The 1,348-nt window shown below is 58.9% G+C and carries 1 protein-coding gene; it reads right to left on the bottom strand.

Going from position 1 to position 1,348, the window contains the following annotated elements; genetic code table 11:
* Positions 1–186 precede the first annotated feature (186 nt).
* Positions 187–1,092, bottom strand: a complete 906-nt coding sequence (locus tag FEM54_RS32620) for a hypothetical protein (protein ID WP_017136412.1) — start codon at positions 1,090–1,092, stop codon at positions 187–189.
* Positions 1,093–1,348: the final 256 nt, after the last annotated feature.

The raw sequence follows: 1,348 nt of genomic DNA, 5'->3' as shown, positions 1-1,348 counted from the left end.
CGATAGCGGTGTGTCAGTTAGATAAACCATCAACTTACACTCCGTCATCGCGGGCAAGTCGAGTCGTCGCACCGCCGCTCCCACAGTTAACCTGAATCAGTGCATGAAAATCGCGATCAGGATGATCACCGGAATCGGCACGCCGAGGAACCACAGTAGTAATGAGCGCATGATGTTCTCCTTGAATTAACGAACGTAGTTTTCGGTTTCGACGTACACCACAGCATCCCGACGACGACCGCCGAAGGTTGCTGCGAAGCTGGCAAAGAACGCGCCGATCAACAGGGCCACAAAGGTCCACAGCGAGGTGTAGGCAGCGACTTTGGCGGCAGTATCGGCCGCTTGCTTGGCTTTGAGCTTGGCATCGTCAATGGCTTTACGGGCTTCGCCGTAGACCTTGTCGATACGCGCTTCGGCGTCGGCCTGGCTGAGGTTGGTGCGCTGGCTGATCAACTGGGCCAGGTAGGTACGGTCCTCCGGTGCCAGTTGGCCGTCGTTGCTCAGGGTGCGGGTGAGGATGCGTGCGACCACGCCGTGTACCGCGTCATCGCTGACGGCAGCTGGGCGGTCATCGCGGAACAGGCTGTCGACGTAGTAGTCGAAGTCGCCGCTGTTGGCGCCCTTGGCTGCGCTGCCGGCGGCCTGGCTGATGCCGCTGGCGGCACCTGCCGCAACACTGGCACCGGCTTTCACGCCGCCACTGACCACGCTGCTGACCGAACCGACCACCAGTACTGCGGTGACCAAAGTGGCGACGGCCCAGGCGAGGAAACCATGGGCAGTGTCGCGAAAGTACACTTCATCGCCATGCATATTCGCCCACTTCACACGCAACCGGCCGGCAATGTAACCGCCCAGGCCCGAAGCGACGATTTGGGTGAATGCCAGCCAGATAATCGTGGAAATACCCAGCCCCTTGGCGCTCATGCCGCTGTCGGCCCACGGCGACACCGCCGAAAAGCCCAGGCCGAAGCCCAACAGCACCAGGATAAGCGACAGTGCAGCCGCCGCAGCGGCCCCGGCAAAGATTGCGCCCCAGGAAACCCCAGAGCGCGCGCTTGACTCTTGCAGCGTGGATGACGATGTGATCATTGTTGTTTTGCTCCCGGCAGGAAAAATAGTGTTACAAGTCTCAAAAGGGACAGTGCAGGCAGCGTGCCAGCCGGGCCAAAAATTAAAATCATGTTATTTCAACGAGTTAAGTAATTTGAACTTCGCAGGACCGTGCAACTTGCAAGAAACAGCAGTGGCGGGCGTGCTTTATGCAATCTCCCTGCAAACCCGCTCACTGTGGGAGCTGGCTTGCCTGCGATAGCGGTCTTCCAGGTTGATATTTTGTCTCTGACAC

The sequence above is a fragment of the Pseudomonas edaphica genome, assembly GCF_005863185.1.
Taxonomy (GTDB): Bacteria; Pseudomonadota; Gammaproteobacteria; order Pseudomonadales; family Pseudomonadaceae; genus Aquipseudomonas; species Aquipseudomonas edaphica.
Note: the sequence above shows the minus strand (reverse complement) of the source record. Positions and strands in the feature narration are given on the sequence as shown.

Bases quoted from the DNA above. Each gene is read 5' to 3' on its own strand.
- FEM54_RS32620 (WP_017136412.1), bottom strand. From the start codon at position 1,092: ATGATCACATCGTCATCCACGCTGCAAGAGTCAAGCGCGCGCTCTGGG.